Here is a 24,025-nt window from a genome sequence, read left to right as displayed (position 1 = left end):
CCGGCCGCCGCGACGGCGGCGCCCTACCCGCCCACGCCACCCTGCGCGGTGTCGGCGAGCCGACACGTCACGGGCGCATCGGGCTCGTCGAGCGGTGCCGCGGCCACCGTCACGCCACCCTCGACGTCGACACCCAGCGCCGTCACGTCCTCACCGGCAGCGCACGCGGTGGCCACGACCTACGACGTCACCGGGACCGGCCTCGGGGCCACCCAACCGGTGAGCGTGCGACTGACCGCCACGGGGCGGCTGCTCGGTCGCACCCGCACGGACGCCACCGGCACCTTCCGCACCGTCGTCAGCGCACCCGCGCCGGCCGACCGGACCACGCCGCGCATCAGCGCGGCGTCGCCCGTGGGCTCGTGCACGTCCCCGCCGCCCGGCGGCGGCTCGGGCGGCTCGGGCGGCTCGGGCGGCTCCGGGGGCAGCGGCGACGCCGGCAGTGGGCCGGGGGGTGCCGCGCCGTCCGGCGCGACGGGCACCGGGAGCTCGGCGACGGGTCCGGGCTCCGGTCCCGGTGGTGGCGTGCCGTCCGGGTCCGCCGGAGCGGGCGCATCGGGATCGACGACGTCGGGGTCGGCGGCGTCCGGTTCGGGATCGTCGCGACCGACGACCCCGGGATCGGGGCCGGGGACGTCGGGGACGTCGGGGGCGCCGTCGCCCGGGTCCGGCGACGGTTCGGGTCCGGCCACCGGCGAGTCCTCCTCGGCCCCGCCGCCGCGCGCCGACCTGCCCCGCCCGGGCGACACCCCGCTCGGCATCGGGCTCGCGATCGCGGCGGTGCTGCTCGTCCTGGGCACGCTCGCCGTGCTGCTGCTGACCCGGCGCAGCGAACGATGACGGTCTGCCCGAATGCAGGCCAGCGTGAGGTCGTCGAGACCGGGCACAGGAACGGGCCCTTGGTCCCGGAGCGCGGAACGTGAATCTGGGTTATAGTCCGTGTGGAATTCGTGTGAGCGCTCAATTCGGGGGAAATGCGCTGTGTCTACTTCTGTGCGCCGTCTCGGTGCCCTTCTCGTCTCGCTCGCCGCGGCAGCGGCGTTCCTTCTCGTCGGCCTGACGTCGGCGAGCGCGGCCCCGGCCTACCCGCCGCCCGGCCCCACCTCCTGCACCGCAGCCGTCGGCAACGGCGGCGGCAACGGCGGCGGCCTGGGTGTCGGTGGCGCCAACGGGACCAAGTGCAACTTCGCGCCCACCAGCGCGCACCGCACCGACCCGTCCAGCAGCGACGCCAGCCGCACGACCTCGAACAACGACGCCACCGCGAGCACCGGCTTCGACTCGCTGACCGCGTCGCTGATCGCCGCTGCGCTGCTCGTCGGCGGAGGCGCGCTCATCGTCGCCGGCCGTCGCCGCGGCACGCACTCCTGATCACACGTCACGGTGACGCGTCCGCCCAGGAAGCGTCACCGTGGCTGAGAGCGACGTGGCGGACAGCGGTGACCATTCCGCCGCCGAGGACCGGAACGCCGCCGGACCGTCCGACGACCATGGTGCGAGCGACAGCTCGACAGGTGGCCGCCGAGCGGGCCGCGCCCGTCTCGCCGTCACCGCGGGCTGGGTCCTTCTCGGTCTCCTCGTGCTCGGCGGAGTGTGGATCGTGGTCACCGGGATACTGGCCCGCAGCCAGCTGAACGCGGCTCGTGCCCAGCTCTCGCAACTGCGGACCGCCGTGGCAGCCGGACGTGCCGACGAGGCATCGCGACTCGTCGACGCCATCCGCGACCACACCGGCCGGGCAGCGGCTCTCACCTCGGGCCCGGCGTGGTGGGTGGGACGCAACATGCCCGGCGTCGGCAGCCCGTTACAGACGGTGAGCGTCGTCGTCACCCAGGCGAACCACCTCGCCGACGACGCCCTGCCGGGGGCCGTCGAGCTGGCACGGACGCTGCCGGCCGGGAACGGTGCGTCGTCCATCGACCTCCCGGCGATCGAGCACGCGCTCCCGGTCCTCGCGAGAGCGAGTGCGTCGACGAGCCGCGCGACCGACGCTGTCGCCGGTGCCGACCCCTCGTGGCTGCCGTTCGTGAGCAACACGCGTAGCGACCTACTGCGGCAGCTTCAGCGCCTGGACGGCGAGCTCAGCGGCGCCGATCGCGCGGCTCGGATCGCGCTGCCGATGCTTGGCCGGGATCGCCCGCAGCGCTACTTCGTCGGCTTCATGAACGAGGCCGAGTCGCGCGGTGGCGGCGGCATCGCCGGCGGGTACGCGATCGCCGTCGCCGACCACGGTCGGCTGCGCTTCGAACACTTCGGCACCGACTCCGACTTCGCGCACGTGCGCTCGAACGCCAGGCTGAGCCCCGAGCTGCTCGCCCGCTACGGCAACACCGACCCGACGGGCGTCATCCAGAACTCCAACCTCACCCCGGACTTCAGCGTGACCGGCCGGATCTGGGCCGGCTTCTGGGAGAAGCGGACCGGGGAGACGGTCGACGGCGCGCTCGCGGTCGACCCGACCGCCCTCAGCTACCTGCTCCGCGTCACCGGCGGGGCACGACTCGCCGACGGCACCCGCGTGACCACGGCCAACGTCGTCGGTCTCACCCAGCGAGACCAGTACAGGCGCTTTCCCGGGCTGACGCCGGCGGCCAACCGGGAGCGCAAGGCCTACCTGACCTCGGTCGCGCGAGCCCTGTCGAACCGGCTCGTGTCCGGGGGCGACCGGGCCAGGCTGGCCCGCGCACTGTCCCGCTCCGCTCGCGAGCGGCGACTGGTCGTGTGGAGCGCGAACGAACGGACCGAGTCCCTGCTGCGGACCGCGCAGTGGGCGGGGAGCTTCGGCAACGAACCCGGTGCACCGTATTCCGCCTTCGTCGTCAACAACGCGGCGGGGAGCAAACTCGACTACTACCTCGACCGCACGGCCTCCTACACCCGACGAAGCTGCGCCGCCGGCGGCGCCGCCACCGCGACCCTGACCCTGCGCAACTCCGCCCCCCGGCACGGGCTGCCGCCCTACGTCACCTATCGCGCCGACAAGCCTGCGTTCCGGACGCACCCCGGCGACAACCAGCTGCTCGTGACCTACTACGGCAGCGCCGGCGCATCGCTGCGCTCGATGACGGTCGACGGGCGAACCGTCGGCGGCGCGGTGCAGACCGAGAACGGCCTGCTCGCCGTGACCATCGCGCTGGAGCTGCCGGTCTCGACGAGCCGAACGGTCACGGTGACGCTGTCGGAACCGGCGTCGCACGGGCCGGTCCGCACCCTCGTCCAGCCGTCGGTCCGCCCGCCTCGGATGACTGTCGGAGGCGCGCGATGCGGATCCTGACGCGGATCCTGCTGCGGGCCCGAGCACGACGGGCCACCGGCGCCGCGACCCATGGCGTGCCCGCGGTCGCAGCGGTGCCGATGATGGGTACACCGTCCGACAAAGATGCGTGGCGGGTGAGGCGAGGGGCGATGTACGCAGGTAGGCGACGAGCCGCGGCGTCGACCGCCGTGGTCGCCGCGGGGCTGGCCCTGGTCATCGGCGCCCGACCCGCCGACGCGGCTGCGAAGGGTCACACGCCGGCCACACCGACGAAGTACCCGCCGTCGAGCTGTGTCCTCGGCATCAAGAGCTCCACCGTGATCCCCGGGCAGTCGATACGCATCACCGGAACCGGGTTCCGACCGCGCACGATCGTGTCCGTCACGTTCGCCTCGCCGGACGTCTTCAACCTCGGCAACGTCCGGGCCAACCGGTACGGCTCGTTCGAGCTGATCTCGGCGATCCCCGAGACCGCCACCCAGGGCCGCCACCAGGTGCGGGCCGTTCCCGGTGCGGCCTGCCAGTCCGCCACGGTGACGGTGAGCTCGTCCGATCAGGGCCTGCGGCCGGGTCGCGCGACCGACGAGTCCCCGGCGTCGAGCTCGTCGCGCCTCAGCACCGGCAGCGAGATCGCGCTGGGCGTGGCGATCGGCGGCGTGCTCCTCGTCGGCGTGGGATCGACTGCGGTCGGCCGTCGCCGCCGCCGCTCATGACCGAGGGCGACACCCGCCGGCTGCGCGTTCTGATCGGGGCGTACGCCTGCGGTCCGGGCGAGGGATCCGAGCCCGGCGCAGGGTGGGCGTTCGTCCGGGCAGCCGCCGAGCACAGCGACGTGTGGGTGGTGACTCGCCGTCGGTTCGAGCCGGCCATCCGTGCCGCCCTGGACGACGAGCCCGACCTCGCGGCGCACGTCCACGTGCGCTATCTCGACCTGTCCGACCGGGTGCTGCGCGCCAAACGGCGACACCGCGACGTGTACTGGTACTACGTGTTGTGGCAGCGCGCGCTGGCCGGGTTGGCCGCGGAACTGCACGCGACCGTGTCCTTCGACGTGGCCCACCACGTCACGTTCGCCTCCGACTGGCAGCCCTGTGGCCTGACGACGCTGAGCGACGTTCCCCTCGTGTGGGGCCCGGTCGGCGGCGCGACCTACCAGCCCACCCGGTTGCTGCGCTGGCTCGGCTGGCGCGGAGTCCTCGCCGAGACGGCGCGCTCCTGCTTCACCAGAGTCGCGCGGCGCGTCTGGGGCGATCCGATCGCCCGGCGGGCTGCCGTCGTCGTCGCCCTCAACACCGACGTCGCGCGCCGATTCGCTTACGCCCGGCGGGTGGTGGTCGAGCCCAACATCGCGCTGTACGACGATTTCCCGCAGCGGACGGCTACCCCCCGGGACGACGGGTCACGACGCCAGGCCGTCTTCGTCGGTCGACTCCTGCCGTGGAAGGGCCCGCAGCTGGCCATCCGGGCGCTCGCCCGCCCGGGGGGCGAACGGTGGGACCTCGCGTTGTACGGCGAAGGCCCGTACGAACCGGCCCTGCGCGCGCTGGTCGGCGAGCTCGGCCTCGGGTCGCGCGTGAGTTTCGAGGGGCACGCGCCGCGTTCGGACGTGCTCGCCGCGCTCGCCGCCGCCGACGCGCTGCTCTTCCCGTCCATGCACGACTCGGCAGGGTGGGTGGTCGGGGAGGCCAGCGCCGTCGGCTGCCCGGTCGTCTGCCTCGACGTCGGCGGCCCGCCCCTGTTGGCCGATCGCAATGGCCTCGTCTGCCCGATCGACGGCGACGTGGTGGGTGGTCTCGCCCATGCCCTGGACGCCTCGACCACGTTCGAGTCGGGGCCGACCGACCGCTGGTCCGCCGAGCGACTGCCCGCCATGACCGCTCGGTGGTACGCCGACGCGTGCGGCCGATCGGCACGAGCGTCCACCTCGACATAAAATTTGCGTCAAGGTATGGACACCTTTCGCGACCGCTGGCAAGGTACGAGGGGTTAGTCGCCCGCGGGGGGCACCACTGGGGTCACCGAAAGAGACCGCATGTCCCCCACCCGCACCCTCGCACGGCTGCGCGTCGCCGCAGTCGCGCTCGCCGTCGCTGTGCCCGCCCTCGCGATTCCCGCCTTCGGGTCCGCGACCGCCGCGGCGTCGACGGCCTGCACCGTCACCGTGACGCCCTCGTCGAACTTCCGCGCCGCGGTCAACTCCGGCGCGAACGGCTCGGTCGTCTGCTTCGCCGCGGGCGTGTACCGGGTGACGGCGCCGCTGGCCCCGCGGCAGGGACAGACGCTGCGCGGCGAGCCCGGCGCCGTCCTCTCGGGCGCGGTCGCCGTCGACAGCTGGGCGGCGTCGGGCGCGCGCTACGTCGCCCACGGCTACCTCCCCGCGGCCTACTCCGACGGCGGGGTCTGCGAGAGCACGACCAGCAACGACTGCCGGCTCGCCGAGACGCTCCGGGTGAACGGTCGGCTGCTCAGCAGGGCCAGCAGTGCCGCCACCGTCACCGCCTCGAGCTACTACGCCGACTACGACACCAACGACATCTACCTCGGTGTCGCCCCGGCCCCCGGGCAGGCCGAGCTCTCGCGCACCCGGATCGGCATCCAGTCCTCGTCCTCCGACGTGGTCGTCGAGGGATTCACGATCGAGGGGTTCGCGTCGCTCTACCAGCGTGGGGCGGTCATGGTCTGCGGCCCCCGCTGGACGGTCCAGAACAACGTCGTGCGCTGGAACCACAACGTGGGGATCCAGCTCGCCCTCAGCGACGACGCACGGATCCTGTCGAACACGATCGACAGCAACGGCGAGACCGGCGTCTCGCAGTGGAAGTCGACGGGCGTCGTCATCAGCGGCAACACCATCTCGAACAACAACACCGACGGGTACTGGATCGCCGACGGGCAGTCGGGCGGGATCAAGTTCGCCGAGTCCACCGCGCTGTTCTCGAAGAACGTGGTGGCGGCCAACAAGGGCGTCGGGGTGTGGGCGGACTCCTACACCTACGGGATCACCATCGACCAGAACGTCATCCGTGACAACGACGCCGACGGCGTCCGCTTCGAGATCAGCAAGAACGGCGTCATCTCCGACAACCAGATCTCCGACAACGCCCTGCACCTCGGACGCACGTCGGGAACGTCGCTGTACAGCGGCGGTGGGGTCAACATCTCCAACGCGAGCCAGGTCTCGATCTCGGGCAACTCGATCAGCGGGAACCTCAACGGCATCGCGCTGCAGGACCGCAATCGCAAGGCCGCGCCCAGCGGGGAGAGCTATCACCTGGCGGACGTGTCGGTCACGGCCAACACGGTCGACATGCACGACGGGGGCGCCACGGGCGTGGTCCAGAACAGCGGGATCACCGACATCGTCACCGCCAACAACCTGCGGTTCAACGCGAACCGCTACCTGCTCGCAAGCACGGTCGACAAGCGCTTCTACCAGGTCGGCGGTGCCCTGACCTTCGCGCAGTGGCAGAGCACCCAGGACAGCACCGGTTCGGTCCGGCGCTACTCGGAGGCGACGCCCACCCCGACCCCGTCGACGACGGCCCCCACGCCCACACCGACCCCGGACCCGTCGACGACGCCCCCCACACCGACGCCCACGCCGGACCCGAGCACCACCCCCCCCACCCCGGACCCGACCAGCACCACCCCCACCCCGGACCCGAGCACCACGACTCCCCCCACGTCCGTGCCCACCACGACACCGCCCACGTCCGTGCCCACCACGACACCGCCCACATCCGTGCCCACCACGACACCGCCCACGTCCGTGCCGACGCCGAAGCCCACGCTGCCGACGATCTCGCTCACCGGCGGGAAGGTGACCGACACCTTCGCGCGCCGCGTGAGCAAGGGTTGGGGTTCCACCCACGGCCACGCCTGGACCAACAAGGCCCAGCAGCTCCGCGCGAGCGGAAACCGTGGCGTCGCCGCCCTCTCGCGGGGGGTCTGGTTGGACAACACACTCCAGGGCATCCGCAAGACGAACGTGACGCTCACCAGCCGGCACCGCGTCCTCGGCACGATCGGGGGAACGGGGACCTATCTCAGCCTGGACGCGCGCGTGATCGCCAAGAACGTGCAGTACCAGGGCACCGTCCGCGTCCTACCGAACGGCAAGATCAGCGCGATCATCTACCGGTTGAACCACGGTGCGGCGCGCATCATCGGCACGGAGGTCTTCCTCGGCACCCGCTTCTCGACCGGCTCCCCCATCGCCGCCTCGTTCTCGGTGAAGGGGACGTACCCGACGGCACTGTCGATGACCGTCGTCCACGGTTCGGGCGCCGGTTCGGCCGTGCGCGTGACGGCGAAGGACTCGACGCCGGCGCTGCAGCACTCCGGTGGAGTCGGCGTCACCCAGGGGCTGTCGTCACGGGCACGAGCCTCGGAGAAGGTGCAGGTCCGCTACGACCGCTTCATCGTCGCGTACTAGCGGACCGGATCCGCGGCCTTCGGTACGATCCATATCCAGTCGAGCCAGTCCCAGGAAGTGTGGATGTCACCGATCAGCTACGGCGTCAACGCGTGCTTCGTGCGCCACGGCCGCGTCGGTGGGGCCGAACAGGCGACGGTCAACCTGCTCGAGGGATTGCGGACGGAGGCCCGCGCCACCGAGGAGTGGGTCGTCTACGACCGTGAGCCGCTGGTCACGCGCAGTGACCTAGCCCCGGTCCGCGAGCACACGCTGCGAGACGTCCGCCGGCTGAACCGGATGGCGTACGAGCCGGTGGCGCTCTCGGCGCGTCGCCAGCCCGCCGCGTGGCTGCACCTGAACTACGCGACCCCTGCCGGATTGCGCGCGCCGGCGGTCACGGTGATCCACGACGCGCAGTACGCGCATTACCCGGAGAACTTCTCCACCGTGAAGCGGACCTGGCTCGCCCGCGCTCACGCGCACACCGCACGACGTGCGGACGCGATCGTGGCGATCTCCGAGTTCACCGCACAGGATCTCGCTCGCCTGCACGGGCCACGCATCAGCGACAAGATCACCGTGATCCCGAACGCCGTCTCCTTCCGCCGGCTGCTGGTCGACGACGGGCAGCGCGACACCCCGTTCGGACGCGACCGGCCGTTCATCCTGTCGGTCGCGGCACCGTACCGGCACAAGAACCTGCAGACCCTGATCGCGGCCCACGAGTCGATCGCGCGGCGGCACGACGTCGACCTGGTGCTCGTCGGGCAGGACCGCGACGCGATGGTGGGGCGCGCGTCGGCGGTGCGGCTCGACCCCGCCGAGACCGGGCCGCGCGTGACCTACACCGGATTCGTCGACGACGCCGTGTTGGGTGCGCTCTACCGGGCCGCGGCGGTCTTCGCCTTCCCGTCGCTGTTCGAGGGCTTCGGCCTGCCCGTCATCGAGGCCCTCGGTCTCGGCGTTCCCACCGTGACGACACGGTGCGGCTCGATACCCGAGGTCGGCGGTGATCTCCCGGTCTACGTGCAGGACCCGATGTCGGTCGCCGAGCTCGCCGACGCGCTGGTGTCCGTGCTCGACGAGCCGGACGCCGTGCGGCCGAGCGAGGCCCAGGCACAGTCGCTGCGCGAGCGGTTCTCCCCCACCACGGTCGCCCGGCAGTACGCCGAGTTGGTGCGGTCGGTCGCAGCCTGACCCGCACTCAGTTCGCGAAGGCGGACCCGGGAATGCGCACCGTCAGCAGCCGACTCCCCTGACCCCCGTCGCGTGTCGCCCCGAACACGACCACGGAGCGGGGACGCGGCGAGCGGACGCCGACGAGGAAGACCTGCAGGTTGTCGGTCGTCGTCAGTCGGAACGGGGTCGCTGCGCCGGCACGCCCCGAAGCCGACGCGAGCGCGAAGTAGATGATCGGCCCGGCACCACGCCCCGGGTGGCGGAATGCCCCACGCAGGTTCCAACCGCCGTTGATCACGTCGTACTTCATCTGCAGGAAGCGCAGCGCCGACCCACGTGGCACCGTCGCGCCCGCGGGCAACGGGTGATACGTCTTGTCCCAGCTGCCCGTAGCCAGCGGCGTGGGCGGCGTCGTCGTGGGCGAGGAGGCGCCGCCCGTCCCGGACGCGGACGAGCGCGGCGGCGCGGTGGTCCGGCCCGGCGTCGAACTCGACGACGCCGGGCTCTCGGAGACCACCGACGACCCCGCGCTGGCGGGAGTCGTCGTCGCGGCGTCCTTGCCGCTCCCGCCGTCGCAGGCCGCGACGAACACCGCCACCGCCGCCACGCTCGCCGCGATGCCGAACGGCAGACGCGGACCCGTCCTCGTGGTGGTGGGCACGGCATTCCTCCGCTGGTTCATCGGCTGCGTCCGCCGGACCGGCGCCGCTCGGACGGACCTCAACAATAAGGCCGTCCGAGCGACGTCCGGATCCGGTTCAGGACGGCTTGACCGCCGACAGATTGGTGAAGCTCGCGACCACCGGGGCGTTCGTCGAGCTGCCCGACGAGATGAACGCCAGGCCGATGGTGCCGGCCGCCTGCAGCCCCGCCGTGCTGTCGGTGGCTGTCACCTGCCACGCCGTCGGCTCCGCGACGGACGAGTTCCAGACCCGCGCACGCACCGACGTCGGCGACGTCCCGGTCACCTGGACCCGCAACCGCAGCACCGTGCCCGGCGTGTAGGTGAGCCCGGCGATCGTCGTCTGTGCCGCGATCTGCGTCGGCGTGCCGTTCGCGTCGACCCGCTCGAGGCCGATCGACACCGCACCGCCGGCGAGCAGCCTGACCTTTGCCTGGTAGATGCCGGTGCCGACGACGCGACGACCCTCGACCGAGACGTACATGCCGCCGCCCGTCGCTGCCTTGTCCGTCGTGAAGCCCGCTACGACGTCGGCGGACGTCGTCGAGACACCGGTGAGGTACTGCGCGGTCTGCGCCCCCGCGGTCAGCGACTGGAACTTCGCCGCGCCGCCGGACACGGAGTAGCGCGACGCGCTCCCGGCGCCGAGCTTCCACGCACCACCCGTGTCGGCCGTGCCCAGCCCGTTCGTGACGGTGCGGTCGAACGCGTCGCTCGCCAGGGTCTCGCGGGCCGCCGCGGTGTGGGTGACGGTGTCCGTCGCCCCGCCGTTGTCGGTCACGGTGAGCGTGACCGTGTAGTCGCCGGCCGAGGCGTAGGAGTGCGTCACGGTGGCACCCGACGTGGTGTCGGTCTTCCCGTCGCCGAAGTTCCACGCGTACCCGGTGACCGACCCGTCGGCGTCGGCGGAGGTCGAACCGTCGAACGAGCAGTCTCGCTGCGTGCACGTCACCGTGAAGCGGGCGGTGGGTGCCGAGTTGGGCGCGGTCGCCGTCGCCGTGTGCGAGACGGAGTCCACCGCACCGTCGTCGTCGACGACCTGCAGCGCCACGGTGTAGTCGCCGGCCGAGGAGAACGTGTGCGAGACCTTCGCACCCGAGGTGGTGTCGGACTTCCCGTCGCCGAAGTTCCACGCGTACGCGGTCACCGAGCCGTCGCTGTCCGTCGAGCCGGAGCCGTCGAACGTGCACGTCAGATTTGCGCAGCTGAGCGCGAAACTGGCCGTCGGCGGTGAGTTCGGCGCCGTGGCCACGGCGGACTTGGTCACGGTCGCGGTCGCCTGCCGGTTGTCGCTGACCGTGAGCGACACCGTGCGCGTGCCGGCGCTGCCGTAGGCGTGGTCCACCGTCGGTCCGGTCGTCGTCTTGCTGCTGCCGTCGCCGAAGTCCCATGCGTAGCTGGTGATCGAGCCGTCCGGGTCCGAGGACGCCGACCCGTCGAAGGAACACGTCAGATCGGTGCAGTTGACCGTGAACGAGGCCACCGGCGGTTCGTTGGAGCCGTTGCGCGCCGCGTAGTGGGACGAGACGTCCTGCGCGGTGAGGGCGGTCGGGTACACCGACACCTCGTCGATCGAGCCGTTGAAGGCCGAGCTGCTGGAGCTCCAGGTCGTGTCGTTGCCGACCCGCCAGTACCCGGTGAAGTTCTCCGAGACCGTGTTGGAGTTCGTCCCGATCAGCTGACCGTCGACGTAGAGCGCCATCCCGCCGCTGCCCATCGTCGCCACCACCTGGTGCCAGGTGTCGTCGTTGTAGGCGGTTGCCGTCGTGACGGTCGCCGCGCTGCCGTTGTAGGCACCGAAGACGAGCGTGCCGTCGTTCTGCATGTAGACGTGGCGGTCGTAGTGGCCGCTACCGCCGACCTGCGAGGACCCGAAGCCGATGATCTTGCCACCGACGTTGGTCGACGTCTTGAACCACGCCTCCTCGCTGTAGGTGGTCGGGTTGGCGACCGCCTGGTTGCTGTAGACCCCGCCGCCGGAGAAGCGGACCGAGGTGCCGTTCCCGCCGTCGAGCGCGCCCGGCTGCCCTTGCGTGTAGCTGCCGTAGTACGTGCCGCCGTTGCCCGGCCCGGCGGCATCGGCTGCCGCGGAGCCGGCGGTCTCGTCGAGCCGCCAGTACAGCGAGGGGTTCGACTTGTAGACGGCGCTGCCGTAGGTGTCCGACGGGCTCTGCGGGCGAACGGTCGCCGTTTGGCTCGACGTGTCGGTGGTTCCCGAGTTGTCGGTGACCGTGAGCTTCACCGGGTAGGTGCCCGCGGTGGCGTAGTCGTGCGTCGTCGTCGGTCCTGCCGTGGTGACCGTCTTCCCGTCGCCGAAGTCCCAGGCGTAGGAGGTGATCGAACCGTCCACGTCGTCCGATGCCGAGGCGTCGAAGGAGCAGGGTTTCGCGGTGCAGTCGACGGTGAACGACGAGGTCGGTGCCACGGCGTAGCCGGCCGCTGCGTAGTGCTTCGCCACCTGCGTCCGGCTCAACACGACCGGGTAGGTCGCGACGTCCGAGATCAGGCCGTTGAAGAAGTTGGACGACGGCTGGCCGGGCCACCCGTTGATGTTGTCACCCCCGATGCGCCAGTAGCCCCGGAAGGTCTGCGAGCCGGTGGCGGCGGCCGTGCCCTGGGCGACGCCGTCGACGTAGAGCACCATCGCTCCGCTGACCATCGTGCCGACGATCTGGTGCCACTTGCCGTCGTTCAGCGCGGCCTTGCTGGTCACCGTCCAGGTGCCACCGGAGTAGACGCCGAAGGTGACCCGCCCGTCGTTCTGCATGTAGAGGTGACGGTCGTAGTTGCTGCTCGTTCCCGTCGGCGAGTCACCGAAGCCCAGGATCTTCCCGCCCTGGTTCGTGGTCGTCTTGACCCACGTCTCCTCGCTGAACGTGCTCGGTCCGGCGAACAGCTGCGCGGTGCTCACGATGCTGCTGCTGCCGTTGAACGAGGCCGACCCGACGCCGCCGGTGCCGCTGGGCTGACCCAGCGTCACGTTGGAGTAGGTGCCGGTGCTCCGGTAGGCCGGGTTGCCGCTGTCCGCCGCCGTGGTGCCGCTGGTCTCATCGAGCTTCCAGTAGTTCGACGCGCCGTCGGCCGAGACCAGGGTGCTGTAGTTGGGCGCCGACGCGGACACCGTCACCGCGCTGGTCCAGTTGGAGTACGTGGATCCGACGCCGTCCGTCGCCTCCACCCGGTAGTAGACCTTGCTGCCGGGCGTCAGCCCCGTGTCCACGAACTGCGCGCTCGGGATGTTCCAGAACTTGGAGTTGAGGGTGAGCGTCTTGATCGGGGCAGTCGTGCCCTGCCGGTAGATGTTGTAGGTCAGGTCCTCGTCGTCGGCGTCGAGAGCCGCGGTGAAGGTGACCTGCACGGCGTTCGGGCCGACGACGCCGGCGACCGGCGTCTGCACCTTGCCCGGCGGCGTCTCCGGCGTGGCGGCGAAGCGGGTCAGGTGCGCCTGCGCGGCGCCGTTGACCGTCGTGAAGTCACCGCCGACGAAGACCTGGGTGCCGTCGGTCGCGAAGGCGAGCGGTCCGACGTTGGTCGGCGCCGCGGCGTTCGTGGTCGGGAACCAAGGCCCGATCCGGCCGTTCGCGGGATCCTGGACGAGCAGGAAGTGGTTCGCCGCACCGACGCCGGCGTTCTGGCCGAAGTCACCCTGGTCGGAGCAGTCGTGGGCGTGCGAGCCCTTGAACAGCCAGTTCCCGACGTACTGGATGGCCTCCGTCGCGCCGAGGCAGTTGCTCCGCCACACGAGCGCGCCGGTGTTGACGTTGCCGGCGAAGGTGCCGTCGAAGCAGCCGCCGCCGTCACCCGCGGCGGACGCGTAGACGGTGTCGCCCTTGACCACGATGTTGCGCACTCGGCTCACGCAGTAGCTCGACACCGGCGGCATCGCCGACTGCGCCGGGAAGGCGAGCGGCGTCCCCGTGGTGGGGTCCACCGCGGCGAAGGCCCGCTCCGGCTGGCCCTGCAACGTGTTGAAGTCGCCACCGACGAAGACCTTCGAACCGTCCTCGGAGACCGCCACGGCCGCGGGGTTGTCGCCGTCGGCGTTCGGGTCCCACGGGAGGAGCGCGGCAGTGGACGCCGAGACCGCGGCCATCTTGTTGCGCGTGGCGGTGTTGACCATGCCGAACGGCCCGACGAAGTACACCGAGTCGCCGTACTGCGCGATGTCCTCGACGCGGTACGACACGTCCGGCTTCCAGGCCGACACGACCGACATCGACGACACGGTGATCGCCGCGAGCCGCTTGTGGGTCTGCCCGCCGATGGAGGTGAAGTCGCCGCCCACATAGACGCGGGAACCGTCCGGCGAGGCCTTGAGCGCCCACACCTTGCCGTTGGGCTGCGGGTTGAAGCTCGTGATCAGGTCGCCGGTGGTCGCGTTGAACGCGGCGAGGTAGCTTCGCGCGACCTCGCCCGAGCCTGCGGCCGAACCGGGCGGGCGCACGCTGGTGAACTCGCCGCCGACGAACAGCACGCCCTTGGCGACCGCCATGGCGCGCACCGTGTCATTGGGCTGCCAACTACTGGACGCGGTGGCGGAAACGCCCGTCACGTCCGCGGCGTTCGCGGCGGGCGCAGCGGCCAACACCGGAATGCCCATAATGAGCGCAGCACAAAGTAGAACTCGCTTGAACATTGATTGGCCCCCGCCAAAGTCCCCCGACAAAATCCCCGGGACTTAATGTAGGCCAAACATCGAGGGCCATCAACTCGGCGCTCACGACGCGACGGAACGGCCGGGCGCGACGCGCCGCTTGACCGGTTTTGTCCGCCCCGAACCGGCATGCGACGCGGAACTCTGGCGCTCTCTAGCCGGGTTCGGGAACCGAGACCGGCACGGCGCAACCCCGCCCGACACCGCGGCCGGCCGACGACGGTCGGCATAGCTGGCCAGCGCCACCACCATCAGCATCAGCAACAGCGGCGAGGCGTCGCTCAGCCCGGTCTCGCTCGCACCGTCGATCGCCAGATAGGTCATCAGGAAGACGCAGCAGGCACGGACGAACGGCGTGCGGGCCCGGAACGCCATGACCAACGTGGTGAGGAACGCGGCGGCCACGAGGCCGAGCCCGATCAGCCCCGACTCGTAGTACAGCGTGATCCAGCTGCTGTCGATCGGTGCGAGGCTGAGGGTGTTGTCGGGGCGCCGGATGAAGACCGACGTGTGGCCCAGGCCGCGACCGAGCAACAACGTCGTCGTGTCGACGGGGAGATGGATGATGTAGTTCCACGCGACCGTTCGACCGGTCAGCGACGACAACTGATCCGTCGACTGACCTCGCTTGACCCACGCCAGGATCAGCGGCACGGCCGGCAGCGCGGCGACGATCGCCCAGACCAGGCAGCGCCGCAGCCGCCGGCCACCGTCCGATCGGAGCGTGGCCACCGCCGCGATCAGCAGCCCGAGTCCGAGCGCTCCGGTGGCCGTCCTCGTGCGACTCAGCACGAGCAGGGCGAGCCCGAGCAATGCGACCGTGCCGGCCGGCAGCGGCCTGACGCGCCGGAACGCCCAGTGCAGCACCGCGAACCCGGCGAGCACGGCGCCGATCTCGCCGATGCGCGTGGGCAGCATCGGCAGCAGCGGCCCCACCAACCGTCCGCCGGCGGAGAACGGGGTGCCGTTCTGCCACGCCCGGTCGGGCAGCAGGACGGGTCCGAGGATCGTCGTGACCCCGAAGACCAGGTATGACAGGAACATCGCCGTGATGATCCGCGTCCGCGAGTCGCGAAGATGCGACCACAGGCACAGCGGGATGACCAGGAAGATCAGCAGGCGGACCACGCGGGTGCCCACCGACAACGTCCCGCCGATGAGCATCGTGCTCGCCACCGCCAGCCCGGCGTAGACGAGCAGGTACCACCAGAGGGCAGGTACCCGACCCCGGATCGCGCCCCGGGCACAGACGATGGCGAGCAGCAGGCAGCCGGCGACCAGCACACCCTTCGAGGCATTCGACGACTGACCGCTGCTTCCGATGCTGGCCCTCGACCACGGCTGCACGCTGACCAGCAGCAGCAGCCACACCGACGTCACGACGGCGGTGGACACCCGCGCGGCCGTCGCGGATCGCGTGCCCAGCAGCGCGTCACCGAGGCGGTCCGGCGGCCGCGCGAGCGTGGCCCGATCGACGACCAAGACGGGCCCTAGCGCCGTTTGTTGCCGCGTGCGGACCGTCGGGTCTGGCCCGACGAGCGCTTGCGCGCCGCGGCCGGCGACCTGGACGGCCCGACTGTCCGGGCAGGCGACTCGGTCGCTGCCGAGTCCTCGCGGCTCGAGATCGCGTCGTCCGAGAGCTGGGGTTCGGAGGCAGTCGGTTCGGCCGGCTCGACCGGCTCGACCGGCTCGACCGGCTCGACCGGCTCGACCGGCTCGACCGGCTCGACCGGCTCGACCGGCTCGACCGGCTCGGTCGGCTCGGTCGGCTCGATGGGCGATGGCGGTTCGCCGGCCACCGGTTCGAGCTCGGCTGCCGGCGTCGAGATCTGCGGCCCTGCCACGGCCGTCGGCTCCGGCTCGGCACGCGCCGCGGGGCGTACCGGGCGGTCGGTCCGCTCCGTCGCCGGGAGTGCGACCGCCGGCGGCGCCACCTCGCCGCCGGCCGGCACGGTGACGACACCCGCGGGTTCGAGGCCGGCGTAACGCAGCGATTCGGCGGACTGTCGCAGCAGCGCGCCACGGTCGGAGCCTCGGGCAACCGCCAGGACGGACACCGCGGTGGCCGGCAGCGCCACCGATGCCCGGTTCGCCGCCTCTGCCCGCGCCAGCCAGATGCGGACCGGCTCCCCGCGCCGGCCCGCTGCTCCGAGCGTCGGTTCGGCCGCATCGTGCGAGGCGTCCCCGTCCCCGACGTCGACGCGAAGGCGCGCGAGCTGCTCGAAGCGACGCCCGACCTCACCGGCCACCGGCTCGGCGACGACGGCGAGGGGCAGCTGGAACGTCGTGGCTGCGGCACGCAGGGCCGGGATCTCGTCGTCCGCGGCGACGACCTCCACGGAGTTGCCGAGGGCCACGTACCCGGCGGCCAACGCCATCGCCGCGTGGGCGTTGGCGGCCGCCGTGGTCAGGGGACGCACGACCACCTCGTGACCGGACACCCCTGCTTCGTCGCGCAGCCGGTCGATGGCGCGCGCAGCCAACGCCGGCGCGTCTCCCAGATCGGCCGGGTTGTCGTCGACGCCCCGCCGCGTCGGCAGCCACCGCTGCCGACGTCGTAGGTGACGGAGATCGAGCAGGACCGGCGCGCCCGCCGCGAGCTCGAGGTCGGCGTCCGAGCGCAACCGGTCGGACAACCGACCCGACACGATCGCGAAGACGACACCGGCCACGAGCCCGCCGAGCAGGCCGAACGCCGCCCACCTGATCGCGGACGGTGACTCGTCCGCGGAGGCGACGGTGGCAGGCCGGGGGACGCTGCCGCCACCGTCGAACGCCTGCGCGGCCGAGTTGAGCTGCGACGCCCGCGTCGTCGAGTCGTCGGCGGCGCTCAGCAACGACTGTTGACGCTGCAGCAGACTGCTGGTCGAACGGGAGTTCTCCCGTTGCGCCTTCGCGATCTGATCCCCGAGCTGGGTGGCGGCCCTCGTCTTGGACGCGGCCTCGGCGGCCGCCTCCTTGCCGAGCGTGAACAGTTCGGAGCGGCCCTTGTTCTGCCGGTACGTCAGGTAGGCCCGGGCGAGTGCGTTGGCCCGCGACACCGCCTGCCTCGCGGTCGACCCGGTGGCCTTGACCGAGAACGAGTTCTCGGTGACCGCCGAGGCGGCGGCCCCGGAGAGGAAGGTCGAGGCGTCGCCGGCACGGTCGCCGAGCGCATCGACGGCGATGGAGACGACGGTCGGGCTGGCGATGATGCGCGCCTGCGTGTCGGCCGACAACTCGAGGCCGAGCGGACCGGCCGTGCTGACCGCGGCCTCGTTGGAGATCGAGGCGGGCAGCGTGTAGGTACCGGTGATCAACTCGGCGGTGGCGCTCCAGCTCCGCGCTCGGCTCAACCCGTAACCCGCTCCGAGGACCAGACCGACGACGCCGAACAGGACGATCGTCTTCCAGTACCAGTGCGCGAATCGCGAGATCCACTCTCGCGGCGACGTGCCTTCGTCCAAGGTTGGTGACCTCACTCGGGATCGACGCACGATGCTACGTCACGGACGACGCATCGGCGCTGTGGCGCCGGGCCGGGGCGTCGGAGCCCTCGTTCGCGCCGAAGCGGGAGCGCTCCGTCAGGTAACCGGACCACCAGACGGACAGGTAGACGACCGAGGCGGCGAACAGGCCGTAGGCCGCCCCGCGGGCCCCGTCCACGGCCACACCGACGAGTGCGCCCGCCAGCTGGGCCAACGAGGCGAAGACGCGGACGGCAAGGCTGCGACGAGCTGCCTTGAACGCGCGCAGCCCGACGAACGCGCCGGTGTTCAAGCCGTTGGCTATCTGATAGAGCGACAGCGGCAGGAGCAACGACGACGCGGCAAGCCAGGACGTGCCGACCAGCCCCGAGGTGACGGCGGCCGGGGCGAGACCGAGGATCAACCCCCATGCCAGCGCACCGCCGCCGACGAGGACCGAGATCGCCACGGCGACGGCGTCCAGCCTGCGCAGCCCCCGGTGCATCGCCCGCACCGCCTCCGGAACCGCCACCAGGCCGATGCCCTGGGACACGACGTTCACCGGGCCGAGCGCGATCTGCACGAGTTTGAGCTGCCCGACGGCGACGAGGCCGGAGACCAGGCCGATCGCGAAGAGGTAGACCTGCTGCGTCCCGGTGAACAGCACGGTCTCGGCGAGGAAGCGCGGCCACAGGGTTCGGTTCTCCCGCAGCCAGGCCAGTGCCAGCCGCGGGTCGGGCAGCAACCGCGCCTGGACCGCGCCGAAGCACGCGGCGACGCACGCCGAGAGGCCCCAGGCGAAGGTGAGCGAACTCGCCGACGCGTCGCTCACCTCGTTCGCGATGACGAAGGCCGGCACGAGCAGGACGGTCCACACGGCGTCGTTGACGAAGGACTTGCGACCCTCGGCACTCGCGAAGAAGATGTTGCGCCAGGCTTCCTGCAGCAGCAGACCGGGCATCGTCGCGCCGAGCGCGATGAGCAACCAACGGAAGTCGCCGCCGATGACGACGCCGACGAGGACGAGCACACCGCCGACCGCGGCGCCGGTCCACAACGCCGTGCCACCGGCCCGCCGGGAGGCGTCACGCGTGGCGTCGCTGTCCGCGGCGGAGAAGCGGACGACCAACGCGTCGGTGCCGATGGCGCGAACGACGCCCACCATGACCGAGTAGATGGAGAAGGCCACGGCGAAGACGCCGAACTCGCGTGGTGACACGACCCGCGCCACCATGATGCCGACGCCGAAGTTCGACAGGCTGCTCAGGGCTTGGTCGGCCAGTCCCCAGCCAAGGCGTTTGGCGACGGCTCGGGCGGACTGCACCGCCGTCGTGCTCATGCGATTCCTTCGTCCGACTCTCGACCGACGTTGTGGGGCGATCCCACTCTAGGGCCGCGACGCGACCGCGCGCGGCCGCTGGCGGAGCGCACCCCACACGAAGGTCGGCACCGCGCGTGCGTAACGCCGCCAGAGCCGGCGCGGCTCCTGTGCCAGCCGAAACAGCCACTCGACGCCGTGCCGCTGAGCCCACAGCGGAGCCCGCCGGACGCGGCCGGCATGCATGTCGAACGCAGCGCCGACCCCGATCACCACGGCGCGGTCGAAGAGGTGGATGTGGTCGGCCATCCACTTCTCCTGCTTGGGCGCGCCGAGACCCACCCAGACGAGCGCGGCGCCCGATTCGTTGATGGCCGCGATGTCGGCCGCGACCTCGTCGGGCGTCATCGGCCGGTACGGCGGCGAGGCCGTGCCGGCGACCCGTAGCCCCGGAATGTCCGCGCGCAGCCGCTGGACCATCTCCTCGGCGACGCCGGGCGCGCCACCGTAGAAGAAGGAGTCGTGTCCCCGGTCGACGGCCTGCCGCAGCGTCTCGGGCAGCAGGTCCGGGCCGCACACCCGGGTCATGTCCGAGAACCCGGCACGCTTGCCGGCCCACACGAGGGGCATGCCGTCGGGCAGTGTCATCCCCGAGCCGTTGTAGACCGAGAGCAGCTCGGGATCCGCGGCGGCGTTGACGAGCCCGTTGGTGTCCGACACGCACACGTAGGCACGCCGTCCCGCGTCGACCCACGCGAAGATCTGCTCGGTGGCGCTGGACATGGAGGCGGCTGTCACCTCCACGCCCAGCACCTCGAACCGCGCGAGCGTCGACCGCGCGCCGTCGCAATCCTGATCGGTCACGAGGCGCTCAGACACCCGCGGTCTGCATGCTCCGCGTCACCTGCTCGTGCACCCACTCGTACGTGCGCGTCATGCCGTCGAGCAGCGTGATCGAGGGCTCCCAGCCGTAGCGGGCGACGATCTCGGTGTTGTCGCTGCTGCGGCCCCGGACGCCCTGCGGCGCGGACAGGTCGTAGCGGCGCTCGAGCTCGACGCCGGCGATCTTCTCGACGATGTCGACGAGACCGTTGATGGAGACCAGCTCGGCGCTGCCGAGGTTGACCGGACGCGGGTCGTCGCCTCGCAGGATCAACTGGCTCCCCGCGACGCAGTCGTCGATGTACATGAAGCTGCGCGTCTGGTTGCCGTCGCCCCAGATGTCGATGGAGTGGTCACCGGTCAGCACGGCCGTCGCGACCTTGCGGCAGATCGCCGCCGGCGCCTTCTCACGGCCGCCGGTCCACGTGCCGATCGGGCCGTACACGTTGTGGAAGCGGGCGACCCGGGTCTCGACACCGAAGTCCTCGAGGTAGTGCCGGCACATGCGCTCGCTGAACAGCTTCTCCCAGCCGTAGCCGTCCTCGGCGTCGGCGGGGTAGGCGTCCTCCTCGCGCAGCGGCACGACGTCGGGCGACGTCTGGTGCCCGGCGGCGTAGACGCAGGCCGACGACGAGTAGAAGTAGCGCTCGACGTCGAACTCGTGCGCGGCCATCAGCACGTGCGTGCTGATGAGCACCGACAGCATGCACTCGGCCTTGTGGCGCTCGATGAACCCCATGCCGCCCATGTCCGCGGCCAGGTTGTACACCGTCGTCGAACCGGCCACGGCCTCCCGCGCGTGCTCGAGCAGCGAGACGTCCAGCACGCGGGAATCGGCCGCGGGTGCGATCTGCGACCACTCGTCGAGCGGCTTCTTGTCGACCGCCCGGACCGAGTAGCCCTGACGCAGCAGATCCGCGGTCAGGTGACCTCCGATGAACCCGCCCGCGCCGGTCACCAGCACGTCAACACGATCGACCATCTTGTTCCCCCGAACTCGACTTGTGGACGCCGGCGGCCTCGCCGCCGGCGGAATGCCGGCCCCGTGAATCGGCACGGTCAGGACGGCTCATCCCGAGGCTCGATGTTAGCTCAAAGTTAAGTTGTTGACCAGCACGGTCACGCCGACAGGGCGCGCATCTCGTGGAACCAGCGGTAAGCGCCGACGACGAGGAAGACGGCGTTCGCTGCGAAGAGCAGGGAGTAGACGACGCCGAACACCAGGTGGCTCGCCAGCACCGTCATGGCCAGGCAGAACACGCCGTAGTCGTTGGGCAGCACGACGATCGACCGCAGGAAGGGGGCGTGCTGGTCCGGATTCATGTTCGGTACCGCCGACCCGACGATGCCCTGGCGTTGGAAGTTGATGCGCCGGAGCAGGTCGGCCAGCACGAGGCCCATGAAGAACGTCGTCGCGACCGCGGAGAACCCGAGGGGGATCAGCAGGTAGCCCGGGTGGTCGAGGTCGTAGAACCGGAACCAGCACACGGCGACCGCGAGGTGGATCGTCGCGTTCTTGAGCGCGTCGACGACATGGTCGGTCCACTCGCCGGCCGGGCTGCCCCCGCCGCGCAGCCGGGCGAGCTGGCCGTCGGCCGAGTCCAGTGCGTAACCGAGGAGCAGCACGACCGCGACCACCACACCGGACACCGCGGTGGGGCGCACGGTGGCGATGCCCGCGATCGCGCTCAGCGTGCACACGCCGCTCAGCACCGTGACCTGATTCGGCGTCAGCCCCACCCGGAACGCCAGGGCGGCGAGATGCCGGCCGAGGCTGCGGTTGACCCATCGCGAGTAGCCCGGGACGCCCTCACTGCTCTTGCCCACCCGCCGCAGCGAAGCGACGACGTCGCGGTGACGGGTTACCGGTTCGGCCACACGCAGATCAAGCATCGTTGCGGAGGCGGCTGTCAAGCGCCTGACGCAGCATCGTGCTCGACGTCTGCAGCGTGTAGGGCAGGTACACGACCTCGACCCCGACCGACGCGAAGTCGGCTTCGAGCTTGTTCCCCTTCGCGGTGCCGCGCCAGTCGTCGCCCTTGATGATCACGTCGAAGCGCAGCCGCCGCCACATGTCGAGCTTCTCCGGCACGTCCTCCTCGACGACCTCGTCGACGTAGCGGATGCTCCTGACGATCTCCAGCCGCTCGACGAGCGGCACGATCGGCGTCTTGTTCTTGTTGCGCAACGACAGCTCGTCGGAGACCACGCCCGCGATGAGGTGATCGCACGCCAGTCGCGCGTTCTTCAGGACGTTCAGGTGGCCGACGTGGAACATGTCGAACACGCCGGGGACGTAACCGACCCGCCCGACCCGTCCGTCGCCGCCCTCGGCGGCCGGCTGCAGAAACGACATCAGTACGCCCCGTCCGCCTTCAGGACCGCCCGGGCGGTCTTCCAGAGCACGATCATGTCCAGCGACAGCGACCAGTCCTCGACGTAGCGCAGGTCGAGCCGGACCGACTCGTCCCACGAGAGGTCGCTGCGACCACTGACCTGCCAGAGACCGGTGAGACCGGGCTTGACGAGCAGGCGGCGCTTGACGTGGTCGCCGTAGGCCGCGACCTCGACCGGCAGCGGCGGCCGCGGGCCGACGAGCGACATGGAACCGGTGAGCACGTTGATCAGCTGGGGCAGCTCGTCCAGCGAGAAGCGACGCAGGACCCGCCCCACCCGGGTGACGCGCGGATCGGCGCGGATCTTGAACAGCAGCCCGTCGGACTCGTTCGACTCGAGCAGGTCGTCGCGGTGGACCTCGGCGTCGACGACCATCGAGCGGAACTTGAACATCGTGAACTCGCGGCCGTCGCGGCCCACCCGGGTCTGGCGGAACAGCGCCGGGCCGCGGCTGGTCAACCGGACCGCGAGGCCGACGCCGACGAGCACGGGGGCGAGCAGCAGCAACGCGGTCGCGGCGACCAGGCGGTCGAAACCACCCTTCATCGCCCGGCCGATGCCGCCGAACTTCGGCTTCTCGATGTGCAGCAGCGGCAGGCCGGCGACGGGCTGGATGTGCAGCCGGCCCCCACCGAAGTCGGCCAGGCCCGGCGACACGACCAGGTCGATGTCCGAGCCCTCGAGCTGCCACGAGATCCACCGCAGCTTCTCCGGGCTGACGTCACCGGAGAGCACGGCGACGGAGTGCGCCCCGCTCGCGCGGACGGCGTCGAGGATCGAGTCCACGTCACCCAGGACGGGGATGCCGAGGGTCCGCAGCTCCTGCTGCGAGGCGTCGTCGCCCTCGCCCGTCGACGACAGGCACGCGCCGACGACACGCATCCCGGCGTGCTCGTCGCGGCGCAGCATCGTGGCGAACGAGGCGAGCGAACCCAGGCCGCCCACGGCGACGACGTCGATCATCGACGCGCCGTGGCGCCGCCGGCGGTGCAGCACCTTGCGCGCCGAGTACCGCGCGGTGACGTCGAGGACGAGGGCAAGGCCGAACGCAGGCAGCGCGAGACCGCGGGCGACCGGCATCTGGAAGGTGTAGAGCACCAGGCCCGAGAGCACGGACAGGTACAGGAAGGCGCGGAAGACGCGATCGAACTCGGCGCTGCCGACCCCGACGAAGCGACCCTCGTACGCCCCGTTCAGGCCGACCGCCGCGACCCACGCGAAGGGCAGGGCGCCGGCGAAGAGCAGGTTGGTGGTGTCCAGCGCGCCGAAGCCGGGGAAGCGCATGACCCAGGCGAGCAGGATCGCGACGGCCGCGGCGCCGAAGTCGAGGCCGAGCAGGGTCAGCTGGTAGTTCCGGCGCCAGCCGGTCGACGCGCTCGCCGTGCGTTCGGCGCGGGTCGCCGACCAGTCGCCGGTCGAGATGGACGTGACGTCCTCGCTCACGACGGTGAGCGCGCGCCCGTGGTCTGTGCTGCGGTCATCGGTCCCGACCGACGGCGCGTGCGCAGCCCGCGGCCTGCGGCCGAGAAGCGTGCGCAATCCCCCGTCGGTGACCGTGAGGTCACCCAAAGACATGAATCCCCCGATTCGTGACCCCGGTGCCGCGAGCCCCCCAGCTCGCGTACGTCACGGCGTCGCTTCTGTTATATCGGGGTTTGGCGGCTAAGCCAAACGTGACGCGACTATTGGGTGACGACACGCCGAGAACAGGGACCAACGGCCCGACAAATCGGGCGGCAGACACTTTGACACCGTGTCACGTGAAGAACGTGCTAAGTTCGGGCTGGCGACGCG

18 protein-coding genes are annotated in these 24,025 nt (G+C 71.2%); 7 read left to right on the top strand and 11 right to left on the bottom strand.

Going from position 1 to position 24,025, the window contains the following annotated elements; translation table 11 throughout:
• Positions 1–23: 23 nt before the first annotated feature.
• Positions 24–146 (bottom strand): hypothetical protein, encoded by a 123-nt coding sequence (locus BUE29_RS23465; RefSeq protein ID WP_268766593.1) that lies wholly within the window; start codon positions 144–146, stop codon positions 24–26.
• 22 nt (positions 147–168) lie between these two features.
• On the opposite strand from BUE29_RS23465, the gene BUE29_RS20675 reads away from it, so the two are divergent.
• The 7 genes from BUE29_RS20675 (at position 169) to BUE29_RS20645 (ending at position 8,870) form a co-directional block, all read left to right on the top strand.
• The gene (locus tag BUE29_RS20675; protein WP_073392349.1) at positions 169–840 is read left to right on the top strand and encodes a hypothetical protein; all 672 of its coding nucleotides are present in this window, start codon (positions 169–171) and stop codon (positions 838–840) included.
• 153 nt (positions 841–993) lie between these two features.
• Entirely contained in the window at positions 994–1,371 is a 378-nt protein-coding gene (locus BUE29_RS22280; RefSeq protein WP_143168299.1) for a hypothetical protein, read from the top strand.
• Positions 1,372–1,411: 40 nt separating this feature from the next.
• Positions 1,412–3,274: a DUF4012 domain-containing protein gene (locus BUE29_RS20670; protein ID WP_073392348.1), complete on the top strand. Its 1,863-nt coding sequence runs from the start codon at positions 1,412–1,414 to the stop codon at positions 3,272–3,274.
• 131 nt (positions 3,275–3,405) lie between these two features.
• Complete coding sequence (locus BUE29_RS20665) at positions 3,406–3,969, top strand: hypothetical protein (protein WP_143168298.1); 564 nt, start codon at positions 3,406–3,408, stop codon at positions 3,967–3,969.
• A complete protein-coding gene (locus BUE29_RS20660) occupies positions 3,966–5,189 on the top strand; it encodes a glycosyltransferase family 4 protein (protein WP_073392346.1) in 1,224 nt (407 codons plus the stop codon). Before BUE29_RS20665 ends, BUE29_RS20660 begins: the two co-directional genes overlap by 4 nt.
• 99 nt (positions 5,190–5,288) lie before the next feature.
• The gene (locus tag BUE29_RS21690; RefSeq protein WP_084181592.1) at positions 5,289–7,691 is read left to right on the top strand and encodes a right-handed parallel beta-helix repeat-containing protein; all 2,403 of its coding nucleotides are present in this window, start codon (positions 5,289–5,291) and stop codon (positions 7,689–7,691) included.
• Positions 7,692–7,754: 63 nt separating this feature from the next.
• Entirely contained in the window at positions 7,755–8,870 is a 1,116-nt protein-coding gene (locus BUE29_RS20645; protein ID WP_073392345.1) for a glycosyltransferase family 4 protein, read from the top strand.
• 7 nt (positions 8,871–8,877) lie between these two features.
• Here the strand turns inward: BUE29_RS20645 and BUE29_RS20640 are convergent, their stop codons facing one another.
• From BUE29_RS20640 to BUE29_RS20595, 10 genes are all read right to left on the bottom strand, one after another.
• Positions 8,878–9,513 (bottom strand): hypothetical protein, encoded by a 636-nt coding sequence (locus BUE29_RS20640; protein WP_073392344.1) that lies wholly within the window; start codon positions 9,511–9,513, stop codon positions 8,878–8,880.
• 97 nt (positions 9,514–9,610) lie between these two features.
• The gene (locus BUE29_RS20635) at positions 9,611–14,026 is read right to left on the bottom strand and encodes a PKD domain-containing protein (RefSeq protein ID WP_073392343.1); all 4,416 of its coding nucleotides are present in this window, start codon (positions 14,024–14,026) and stop codon (positions 9,611–9,613) included.
• A 225-nt stretch (positions 14,027–14,251) separates the two neighbouring features.
• Entirely contained in the window at positions 14,252–15,670 is a 1,419-nt protein-coding gene (locus BUE29_RS20630; protein ID WP_073392342.1) for an O-antigen ligase family protein, read from the bottom strand.
• Between the two features lie 8 nt (positions 15,671–15,678).
• Positions 15,679–17,634 carry a hypothetical protein gene (locus tag BUE29_RS23305; protein ID WP_084181588.1) on the bottom strand — a complete coding sequence of 652 codons (1,956 nt, stop codon included), beginning with the start codon at positions 17,632–17,634 and terminating at the stop codon, positions 15,679–15,681.
• Between the two features lie 34 nt (positions 17,635–17,668).
• Positions 17,669–18,973 (bottom strand): MATE family efflux transporter, encoded by a 1,305-nt coding sequence (locus BUE29_RS20620; RefSeq protein WP_073392341.1) that lies wholly within the window; start codon positions 18,971–18,973, stop codon positions 17,669–17,671.
• Positions 18,974–19,021: 48 nt separating this feature from the next.
• A complete protein-coding gene (locus tag BUE29_RS20615) occupies positions 19,022–19,756 on the bottom strand; it encodes a WecB/TagA/CpsF family glycosyltransferase (protein WP_200800349.1) in 735 nt (244 codons plus the stop codon).
• A 67-nt stretch (positions 19,757–19,823) separates the two neighbouring features.
• Positions 19,824–20,816: an NAD-dependent epimerase/dehydratase family protein gene (locus BUE29_RS20610; RefSeq protein WP_073392339.1), complete on the bottom strand. Its 993-nt coding sequence runs from the start codon at positions 20,814–20,816 to the stop codon at positions 19,824–19,826.
• A gap of 137 nt (positions 20,817–20,953) precedes the next feature.
• A complete protein-coding gene (locus tag BUE29_RS20605; RefSeq protein ID WP_200800347.1) occupies positions 20,954–21,661 on the bottom strand; it encodes a CDP-alcohol phosphatidyltransferase family protein in 708 nt (235 codons plus the stop codon).
• 58 nt (positions 21,662–21,719) lie between these two features.
• Positions 21,720–22,190 (bottom strand): FAD synthase family protein, encoded by a 471-nt coding sequence (locus BUE29_RS20600; RefSeq protein WP_073392337.1) that lies wholly within the window; start codon positions 22,188–22,190, stop codon positions 21,720–21,722.
• The gene (locus BUE29_RS20595; protein ID WP_073392336.1) at positions 22,190–23,674 is read right to left on the bottom strand and encodes a sugar transferase; all 1,485 of its coding nucleotides are present in this window, start codon (positions 23,672–23,674) and stop codon (positions 22,190–22,192) included. Before BUE29_RS20595 ends, BUE29_RS20600 begins: the two co-directional genes overlap by 1 nt.
• Between the last annotated feature and the right edge of the window lie 351 nt (positions 23,675–24,025).

This window comes from Jatrophihabitans endophyticus, from assembly GCF_900129455.1.
In the GTDB taxonomy this organism is placed as follows: Bacteria; Actinomycetota; Actinomycetes; order Mycobacteriales; family Jatrophihabitantaceae; genus Jatrophihabitans; species Jatrophihabitans endophyticus.
The sequence above is the reverse complement of the archived record's forward strand: the minus strand, read 5'-3'. Positions and strand labels throughout refer to the sequence as shown.

What these genes read in the sequence shown, in the direction of transcription:
- BUE29_RS20635 (WP_073392343.1), bottom strand. Translation starts at nt 14,026, where the DNA reads ATGGCGGTCGCCAAGGGCGTGCTGTTCGTCGGCGGCGAGTTCACCAGC.
- BUE29_RS21690 (WP_084181592.1), top strand. Translation starts at nt 5,289, where the DNA reads ATGTCCCCCACCCGCACCCTCGCACGGCTGCGCGTCGCCGCAGTCGCG.
- BUE29_RS20610 (WP_073392339.1), bottom strand. Translation starts at nt 20,816, where the DNA reads ATGGTCGATCGTGTTGACGTGCTGGTGACCGGCGCGGGCGGGTTCATC.
- BUE29_RS20600 (WP_073392337.1), bottom strand. Translation starts at nt 22,190, where the DNA reads ATGTCGTTTCTGCAGCCGGCCGCCGAGGGCGGCGACGGACGGGTCGGG.
- BUE29_RS20620 (WP_073392341.1), bottom strand. Translation starts at nt 18,973, where the DNA reads ATGAGCACGACGGCGGTGCAGTCCGCCCGAGCCGTCGCCAAACGCCTT.
- BUE29_RS20660 (WP_073392346.1), top strand. Translation starts at nt 3,966, where the DNA reads ATGACCGAGGGCGACACCCGCCGGCTGCGCGTTCTGATCGGGGCGTAC.
- BUE29_RS20645 (WP_073392345.1), top strand. Translation starts at nt 7,755, where the DNA reads ATGTCACCGATCAGCTACGGCGTCAACGCGTGCTTCGTGCGCCACGGC.
- BUE29_RS20665 (WP_143168298.1), top strand. Translation starts at nt 3,406, where the DNA reads ATGTACGCAGGTAGGCGACGAGCCGCGGCGTCGACCGCCGTGGTCGCC.